The 7898-nt window shown below is 61.1% G+C and carries 9 protein-coding genes and 1 pseudogene; 4 read left to right on the top strand and 6 right to left on the bottom strand.

Translation table 11 applies throughout. From position 1 onward, the window contains the following. A partial coding sequence (locus tag VMJ11_RS04110) for a glutathione S-transferase N-terminal domain-containing protein (RefSeq protein WP_325617168.1) occupies window positions 1-364 on the top strand: 364 nt, incomplete at its 5' end. A 202-nt stretch (window positions 365-566) separates the two neighbouring features. Here VMJ11_RS04110 and VMJ11_RS04105 read toward each other — a convergent pair. The 6 genes and pseudogenes from VMJ11_RS04105 to antA all read right to left on the bottom strand — a co-directional run bounded on the left by VMJ11_RS04105 (window position 567) and on the right by antA (window position 5707). Beyond that, the gene (locus VMJ11_RS04105; protein ID WP_325617166.1) at window positions 567-923 is read right to left on the bottom strand and encodes a hypothetical protein; all 357 of its coding nucleotides are present in this window, start codon (window positions 921-923) and stop codon (window positions 567-569) included. Between the two features lie 540 nt (window positions 924-1463). After that, window positions 1464-1649, bottom strand: a pseudogene (locus tag VMJ11_RS04100) (transposase); the annotation flags it as partial. 2 nt (window positions 1650-1651) lie between these two features. Continuing rightward, the gene (locus tag VMJ11_RS04095) at window positions 1652-2650 is read right to left on the bottom strand and encodes an AraC family transcriptional regulator (protein WP_325617164.1); all 999 of its coding nucleotides are present in this window, start codon (window positions 2648-2650) and stop codon (window positions 1652-1654) included. A 95-nt stretch (window positions 2651-2745) separates the two neighbouring features. Continuing rightward, on the bottom strand, window positions 2746-3786 hold the full coding sequence (antC, locus tag VMJ11_RS04090; protein WP_325617162.1) for an anthranilate 1,2-dioxygenase electron transfer component AntC: 1041 nt from the start codon (window positions 3784-3786) through the stop codon (window positions 2746-2748). Window positions 3787-3802: 16 nt separating this feature from the next. Further along, window positions 3803-4294: an anthranilate 1,2-dioxygenase small subunit gene (gene antB, locus VMJ11_RS04085; RefSeq protein ID WP_325617160.1), complete on the bottom strand. Its 492-nt coding sequence runs from the start codon at window positions 4292-4294 to the stop codon at window positions 3803-3805. A 3-nt stretch (window positions 4295-4297) separates the two neighbouring features. Continuing rightward, window positions 4298-5707 (bottom strand): anthranilate 1,2-dioxygenase large subunit, encoded by a 1410-nt coding sequence (gene antA / locus VMJ11_RS04080; protein WP_414694292.1) that lies wholly within the window; start codon window positions 5705-5707, stop codon window positions 4298-4300. Window positions 5708-6048: 341 nt separating this feature from the next. Here antA and VMJ11_RS04075 point away from each other — a divergent pair, with 341 nt between their 5' ends. From VMJ11_RS04075 to VMJ11_RS04065, 3 genes are all read left to right on the top strand, one after another. Beyond that, window positions 6049-7185: a muconate/chloromuconate family cycloisomerase gene (locus tag VMJ11_RS04075; RefSeq protein ID WP_325617157.1), complete on the top strand. Its 1137-nt coding sequence runs from the start codon at window positions 6049-6051 to the stop codon at window positions 7183-7185. A gap of 29 nt (window positions 7186-7214) precedes the next feature. Next, a complete protein-coding gene (gene catC / locus VMJ11_RS04070; RefSeq protein ID WP_325617155.1) occupies window positions 7215-7505 on the top strand; it encodes a muconolactone Delta-isomerase in 291 nt (96 codons plus the stop codon). Window positions 7506-7583: 78 nt separating this feature from the next. Further along, window positions 7584-7898: dioxygenase (locus VMJ11_RS04065; protein WP_325617153.1), on the top strand; the 315-nt coding region annotated here is incomplete at its 3' end.

The raw sequence follows: 7898 nt of genomic DNA, 5'->3' as shown, positions 1-7898 counted from the left end.
AGGAGCGTGCTCGCTTGCGTCCCATATAGTTGCACGCGAGGCTGGTATCGAAATCGAACTCGAAAAGGTGGACATTCAGACCAAGCGCACGCAAGATGACATCGATTTTTTCAGAATAAATCCAAAGGGAAGCGTGCCTGTGCTCGAGCTCGATGACGGTAGCTTGCTGACGGAAAGCTCCGCCATAATACAGTTTCTCGCAGACCTGAATCCTGAGCACGACCTCGTACCTCACAATGGAACAATGGCGCGGTATCGTTTGCAGGAATGGCTTGGCTTCATTAATTCCGATTTGCACAAGAGCTATTCGTCGCTCCTCAATCCCGTTTCGCTCGACACCCTCCGCTCAGAAACACGTCAGTAGCTTTTCGTATAACTGAGCATCTGGCTGACGTATTGCGACCGCCGTATGACTGCCAGAAGGATCAGCGAAAAACGACGTAGGCACTCCGGTCCTTCGTCAGGAAGACAGATTCGTTCGATTCCATTGCCTCTTGTTGCACTTCGATTATCGGCCGCGCTGGCATGAACGATCCGCGGGAACGCCGATAGACGCAACGATGCTGTCAGACGATCGGTTGAAACGGCTTCTGTTCTATGACCGAGCGCGACGCGCGATGAATCGCGAGCGCACAAAACGCTGCTGCGTCCATGCCGACCGCGCGAGCGGCTTCCTGTAGCGCGGCATGATCCAGCGGATGCAGATCGACAGTCACGGTCATGGGCGGCGGCGGCGTGGAATCATGAGTGCGAGTCTCAGCGGCATGACGCGCTTTCCCATCAACTGCAGGCTCGGGAAGTTTGTTGAGCAGACATCTCGAGAGCGAGCGCAGGCGCGCGGGAATCAGGATGAAATGTCTGTTGGATGTGACGCCGGCACGTTCGTGCAGGGTTCCAGGCTGGATCAGGAAAAACGGGCTCACTTTCGCCTCCTTCAATATCTGAAATGAATATCCAAGATAGTGGCCGCGTCCTCCCCGACTTCATACAGGACAAATCCGAATTAATTGATGCTCCATGTCTGGCGCGAAGGCTTTGATACGGCACTCCCCCGCCTCGCGGTACGCACAGCCTGGGCCAGAAAGTCTAGCTGGTGGGGGCGCGGCAAACTGCCGCTCACCGGGTTGACCACGTCTTATTTATCTGACGATTAAACATCGCGTTAGTAAACATGCAATGAGCGCTCTGGTTCCGCATCGGCAGTACCCGCGCGTGCACGAGGCTGCCGAGAAAAATGCCGATGAGACCCCGGCGGGACCATCTTGATAGTCCATCCCGAAGAACGGATCACGGCGAATGCGTGGAGATCTGGGGAAGGTCTGCACAACATGTTTTCAGAGCGCCGATCTTTTTTCACGTTGGGCGTATCGGCCGCAGAGTCTGCTAGCAAGGTTGGTCGTCTGGCTTTTGAAGCATGATGACCTTCGTTTGCCGAGACTTCACGGCCTGATGCGCCGGGCGTTTCACGCTTTGCTTAAAGCCTTGCGCGCCATCCAGAGGTTGCCCAGCGCAAACAGCGTCGTGATCTGCGCGGTGTTCTTCACCAATCCTCGGTAGCGGGTCTTCGTATAACCAAACTGCTGCTTGAGCACGCGAAACGGATGTTCAACCTTGGCGCGCACGCCAGCCTTCGGGCGCTCAATCTGACGACCTAACGTTTCGCCACGCGCTTGAGCGTTTGCGACGGTGTTTCGCCGAAGAGTTGCTTGTAGTCGTTGGAAAAGCGGCCGAGATGCGAAAAGCCCCGGTTCATCGCGATAGAAGAAACGTTGCGCTCCGATCTGTCCAAAAGAATCTCACGCCGCACCGCTTCGAGACGGTGCCGCTTCAGGTAGGCCATGGGCGCGTACCCAAAGTGCTGCCGGAAGCCCTCGAACAACTTGTAGCGCGACACGCCCGCTGCGCGCTCGATGTCCTCGAGCGCGATATTTTCGCTGGCATGGTCATGGATGAACTGCCTCGCGCGCAGCAGATAATGCGGGCACGTAGGACGCATCGCCTCGGCGAGTGCCTGCGAGTAGTTGTGCGGCTGCGAGAGCAACAGCCCCTTGATCAACGCCTGCTCGAGATCCCCTGTCATCTGCTGATGATTCAGCAGCGGCCCGGCCGTGCCCATTTCGGCCAGCAGGAACTTCACCATGCGCCACCAGGAGGCCTGCTCGCCGTCGGCGGCATTCATCTGCGGCTCGAACGTCAACGCCTCGTCGAGGGGTCGTTGCAGAAGCCCTTCAAGGACCTGGCGCAGGGCCGCTCGCGGAATGGAAACGATGACCTTGCGGCAATTGCCCGTGATCGCGAGATCCTGCGTCTCATGCGGCGACAGAACCAGGCCTCGGTCTTGATCTGACAGCCATAGACGTCCGCGTGCGGCGAGTTCCTGCTGCCCTGTAAGTGGCAGGCTTACGCTATAGCAGTTGAGCGGCGCGTCGTTGTGCACGGAAACGGTGACGTCGGTGCCGTACTCCACGTGCCCCAATGTGGTCGCCGTGGAGCGCATCACCGTGCCCGAATGATGGAATTGCAGCGCCTGCGGGCTGCGTACCTGCAGTCCATGTGGCCCGCAGATCGACGCCATCCAGTCCCGCGCGCCTTCGAGGTCGTGTCGCAGTGCGTCAATGCCGCGGCTATCGTTGACGGCAGGGGTTGGCATGGCGTGGCATTGAGAAATTGACAATACTCAATGTTAAACCACGCCGCGCGGAGAAAGAATATCGAAACACCCCAAAGGCAAGTTGCGCCGTCGCTTCAGGCTGCGGCTTGCGCGCTGTTGCTGTCCCCAAATTTCTCGTAATAGAGCCGGTGGCCGTCCATGCGCTCGTTCGCGAGCCACGCCTTGATTGCCTCGACCATCGGCGGCGGCCCACACACGTACATGTCGAACGGATTCGCTTCAAGCATGGCCCGGTCGAAATGTTCGGGAATCAGCCCCGTCTTGCCCTGCCACGCTTCGGAGGGGTTCATCACGACGATGTCGCACGCGAAGTTGGCGATGCGCGTCTCATAGGACTTCAAGCGCTCGAGTTCGCACAGATCGCGTGCGTTCGTCACGCCATAGTAGAGATGCACCTTGTGGCCGCAGCCGCCCTTGTGCGCGAGGTCGTCGAGCATGCCCAGAAACGCGGACAAGCCCGTGCCTCCTGCGACCATCACCAGCGGCCGCTCCACCTCGCGAAGATAGAACGTGCCGAGCGGCGCCTCGAACTCGATCGTGTGGCCAGGCTCGCAGCGCTCTCGCACATAGTTGCTCATCGCGCCGTCCGGCAACAGCCGGATCAGGAACTGCAACTGGTTGTTCTCGTCGGGCCGGTTGGCGAACGAATACGAACGCCACACGCCGTCGCCCGGCACTCTCAGGCGCGCGTACTGCCCAGGCAGGAAATCGAGCCGTCCCTGGTGCGCGCTCGCGTCCAGGTGCAGGATCGCCGTCGTTTCGGATACCTGATTTACCTCCTTGACCTGCCCCGCGAGCAACGTCGTACCGCCGGCGCTGCACAAGCTCGAATCAAAGTCGAAGTAAAACGATGCGTCGGATTGCACGCGCGTCTGGCAGGACAGGATCTTGCGCGCGGCGAGATCGTCGGCGGAGAGCGTTTCCTCGTCGACGTATTCCTGCGTATATGTGCCCGATTCGCAGCGACCCTGGCAGGTTCCGCACACGCCCTCGCGGCAATCGAGCGGAATGTTCACTCCGTTACGCAGCGCGGCATCGAGCAGGAGCTCGCCCGCGCGGATATCGAAGAACACGGTCTTGCCGTCGGCAAAGCTGAACGCGACCTTGTGGCTCATGTCGTGGCACTCCCGCTTAAAGATGATAGAAGTCGAGCACTGCGTTGATCGTGTCGTTCAGCAGCAGCACGTGTTTGCGCACGATCTTCCAGCTGTCGCCGGCGGGGCGCAGCTGGTACGTGACGCGCCCGAAAAAGTGCTCGCCCACACCGTGCCGCGCGTAGAACGTGGCCCAGTTGGCCTTCACTTCCAGCTCTGCGCCTTCACGTTGCGCCACGCGGACGTTGGTGATCTGATGCAGCGTGCGCGGCAGCGGCGTCGATGCCGCCGACTTGCCCGTGCGCAGACGGAACACGCGATCTTCGAGACCCGTGCGGTTCGCGCAGTAGATGAGCGACATGCCGCGTTTCGGGTCGGTCGTGTACACGTGCTCGGAGTCCCACTGGGGCACGTGAAATTCGCTGTTTTCGTCGAAGAGGTCGAGGTACTCGTCCCAGCTCTGCGCATCGCAAAGCTCTGCCTTGCGATAGAGAAACTGCTCGACCGATTGTTGCAGGGTAGCGGTCATGGTTCAGGCCTCCTTCTTGCCGTTCGATTGCTGTGCGAGACCCTTCATGAGGAACGTCTGCCACGCGCCGTGCTGGTTCACGTAAAGCCCCTCGTGGGTGAGCTCCGTGCCGCACAGCACGGGCTCGATGCCGAGCAGGCGCGTATTCGCCGTCTCGCCCGCTACCCACTTGTGATGCCCCCGCGAAATGTCGCTCCAGCGTTCGAGGCGTGCCTGGAAGCCGCGCTGCTGCTCGCGGAACTCCACGAGATCGTCCGGCGTGCCCATGCCCGAGACGTTGAAGAAGTCTTCGAACTGCCGGATGCGGCTCTCGCGGTCCTTGTCCGATTCGCCCTTCACGCCGATGCACTGGCTGATGACCTCCGTCTTGTTCCAGGCCACCGGACGCACGATGCGCAGCTGCGAGCTGATCTGGTCCATGAAGAAGAGGCTCGGATAGATGTTCAGGTTGCGCAGGCGGTGCATCATCCACTCGGCCTTCTCCTGGCCATGCGCTTCAACGAGGCGCGGCATCACGCTGGCATAGCCGGGACGCACGCCGGGGTTCGGCATGTCGCTGAACAGCACGCTATGGCCGTTCCTGAACGCAAACCAGCCGTCGTCGGTTTCGGCGTCGCCCGCGCCGAGCTTGCTGTAATCGAGCGTGCCGTCCGTGGAGCCGCCCGCCTGGGCCGTCGCCTCCTTGCGGCGCTGCACGGTGGCGACGTAGTTGTAGTGCACGGTGCTCACGTGATAGCCGTCGAGGCCGTTCTCGTTCTGCAGCTTCCAGTTGCCTTCGTACGTGTACGTGGACTTGCCCGGCAGCACTTCGAGCTCGCCCGTGGGCGATTGCGCCACCATCATGTCGAAGAAGATGCGTGCGTCGCCGAGGTAGTCTTCGAGCGTGTCGGTCGCGTCGACGTCGAGGCTGATGAACACGAAGCCCTTGTAGCTCGCAATGCGCGCCTTCTTCAGGCCGCGGGTGGACTTGTCGAAGTCGTCGCAGTACTCGCCCGGCGCCTTGACCTTGACGAGCCGTCCATCGCTCTTGTAGCACCACGCATGGAACGGGCACGTGAAGGTCGACTGATTGCCCTTGCCCATTCGCGTGAGCGTCGCGCCGCGATGCTGGCACGCGTTGATCATCGCGTTGAGCTGACCGTTGCCGTCGCGCGAGATGATCATCGGCTGGCGTCCGGCGCGCATCGTCATGAAGTCGTGCGGCTTGGGGATCTCGCTTTCGTGGCACGCGTAGATCCAGTTCTTCTCGAAGATGAATTCCATCTCGAGGTCGAAAAGTTGCGGCTCGGTGAACATCTCGCGCGCTATGCGATAGACGCCCTCTGCCGGACGGAAGTCGAGACATCCGCCAATCAGTTCCTGCCATTGCGGCGTGGTTTTCTCCGTGCTCACGATGGGTTCTCCTCCTGCCATTCAGTGGTCTTGCGACCAGGTCATCGATGAGCTGCATTGAATACCCGATGCCGCGCGGGCGCTATCCACCTGGTCGCCGTTTGCTATCCGCTTTTTCCGCCGCGCTGCCGTACGGGTTGGCGAGGGGCCGTGCGGCCGGCCGTGCGCGGCGGCGTTTCGCGGCCGCGCCAAAAAAATCGGATAGTGAGTCTCAAGTAGACGGATAGCACCCGCACGGGCTCAGGTATTTAATGCCATCGAAGCCCCTGAGCACCTCACCCATCGGTGCGACGGACGCGCAGGCCGAGCGCCCCCGCCGGCTTGCGCCCGCCCTGCTCCACGAACATCACTTAGCTTCTGCCATGACCCTCGCGACGATTGAACGTATCGAAACCCGCCTCGTCGACCTGCCGACGATCCGCCCGCACAAGCTCTCGGTCGCCACCATGTACGGGCAAACCCTGATGCTCGTGAAGATCCATTGCAGCGACGGCGTGTTCGGTATCGGCGAAGGCACGACCATTGCCGGCATGGCCTACGGGCCGGAAAGCCCTGAGGCGATGAAGCTGGCGATCGACACGTACCTCGCCCCGGCAATGGTTGGCCGCGACGCCACGCGCATCCAGGAACTGATGGCGCACCTCGGCAAGCTGGTCAAGGTCAATCATTTCGCGAAGAGCGCGCTCGAAACCGCGCTGCTCGACGCCCAGGGCAAGCGCCTTGGCGTGCCGGTGAGCGAACTGCTGGGCGGCCGCCGCCGCGACCGTCTGCCGGTTGCATGGACGCTGGCTTCGGGCGACACGGCGAAAGATATCGCCGAGGCGGAGACGATGCTGGAGCTGCGCCGGCACAACATCTTCAAGCTGAAGATCGGCGCCAAGGGGCTCAAGACCGACATCGGACACGTTGCCGGGATCAAGAAGGCGCTCGGCGACCACGCCGCGGTGCGTGTGGACGTCAACATGGCCTGGAGCGAAACGCAGGCGGCATGGGCGATTCCAGCGCTGGCCGACGCGGGCTGCGAACTCGTCGAGCAGCCGGTGGCATCGCCCGCGGCGCTTGCGCGCCTCATGCGCCGCTTCCCCGTGGCGCTGATGGCCGACGAAATCCTGCAAGGCCCGGAAAGCGCGTTCGAGATCGCGAAGAACAGCGGCGCCGATGTATTCGCGATCAAGATTGAACAAAGCGGCGGACTGTTCGCCGCGCAGCGCGTGGCTGCAATTGCCGATGCCGCGGGCATCGAGCTTTATGGCGGCACGATGCTCGAAGGCGCGTTCAGCACGATTGCCTCGGCGCATCTGTTCGCGAGCTTCGCCAATCTGCAGTGGGGAACTGAATTGTTCGGACCACTATTGATTACCGAAGAAATCCTGACCGAGCCGCTCGATTACAGCGACTTCGCCCTGACCGTGCCCAATCGGCCGGGCCTCGGCATCGAGCTGGACGAAGCCAGGGTCAAGCGCTTCACGCGCGATGGCTTCGTGAAAGCCACGCGGTAATCCCAATCCCACGAAGAGGACATTGGACCATGCTTTTCCACGTACGAATGGATGTGAATATCCCGGCCGACATGCCAGCCGATGTCGCCAACCAGATCAAGGCTCGCGAGAAAGAGTATTCGCAGGAGCTGCAGCACAGCGGCAAGTGGCGCCATATCTGGCGTGTGGTCGGCGAGTACGCGAACTACAGCGTTTTCGACGTAGAGAGCAACGCGGAGCTGCATGAGATCCTGACTGCGTTGCCGCTTTTCCCGTACATGAAGATTGCCGTGACGCCGTTGTGCCGTCACCCGTCGTCGGTTCGTGACGGCGACGCGTGAAGCGGAAAGTTTGATGTTGTGTAGAGGGCAAGCCCGCCTCGAGACCGTTCCCCCTAAATTCAAGTGGAGACAGTAATCATGAGCGTGAAAGTATTTCAAACGAAGGAAGTGCAGGATCTGCTGAAGGCCGCCGCCAACCTGGAAGGCAACAACGGCAATGCGCGCTTCCAGCAGATTACGCACCGTCTGCTGAGCGATCTGTTCAAGGCTATCGACGATCTCGACATCACGCCCGATGAAGTGTGGGCCGGTGTGAACTATCTGAACAAGCTCGGCCAGGACGGCGAAGCGGCGCTGCTGGCCGCTGGCGTGGGTCTGGAGAAGTACCTCGACATTCGCATGGACGCCGCCGACAAGGCGGTCGGCCTCGAAGGCGGCACGCCGCGCACGATC

Source organism: Paraburkholderia sp., assembly GCF_035501035.1.
Classification (GTDB): domain Bacteria; phylum Pseudomonadota; class Gammaproteobacteria; order Burkholderiales; family Burkholderiaceae; genus Paraburkholderia.
The sequence above is the reverse complement of the archived record's forward strand: the minus strand, read 5'-3'. Positions and strand labels throughout refer to the sequence as shown.

Excerpts from the sequence above, each read along its gene's own strand:
- VMJ11_RS04095 (WP_325617164.1), bottom strand. The coding sequence starts at position 2,650 with ATGCCAACCCCTGCCGTCAACGATAGCCGCGGCATTGACGCACTGCGA.
- antC (WP_325617162.1), bottom strand. The coding sequence starts at position 3,786 with ATGAGCCACAAGGTCGCGTTCAGCTTTGCCGACGGCAAGACCGTGTTC.
- antB (WP_325617160.1), bottom strand. The coding sequence starts at position 4,294 with ATGACCGCTACCCTGCAACAATCGGTCGAGCAGTTTCTCTATCGCAAG.
- antA (WP_414694292.1), bottom strand. The coding sequence starts at position 5,707 with ATGGCAGGAGGAGAACCCATCGTGAGCACGGAGAAAACCACGCCGCAA.
- VMJ11_RS04075 (WP_325617157.1), top strand. The coding sequence starts at position 6,049 with ATGACCCTCGCGACGATTGAACGTATCGAAACCCGCCTCGTCGACCTG.
- catC (WP_325617155.1), top strand. The coding sequence starts at position 7,215 with ATGCTTTTCCACGTACGAATGGATGTGAATATCCCGGCCGACATGCCA.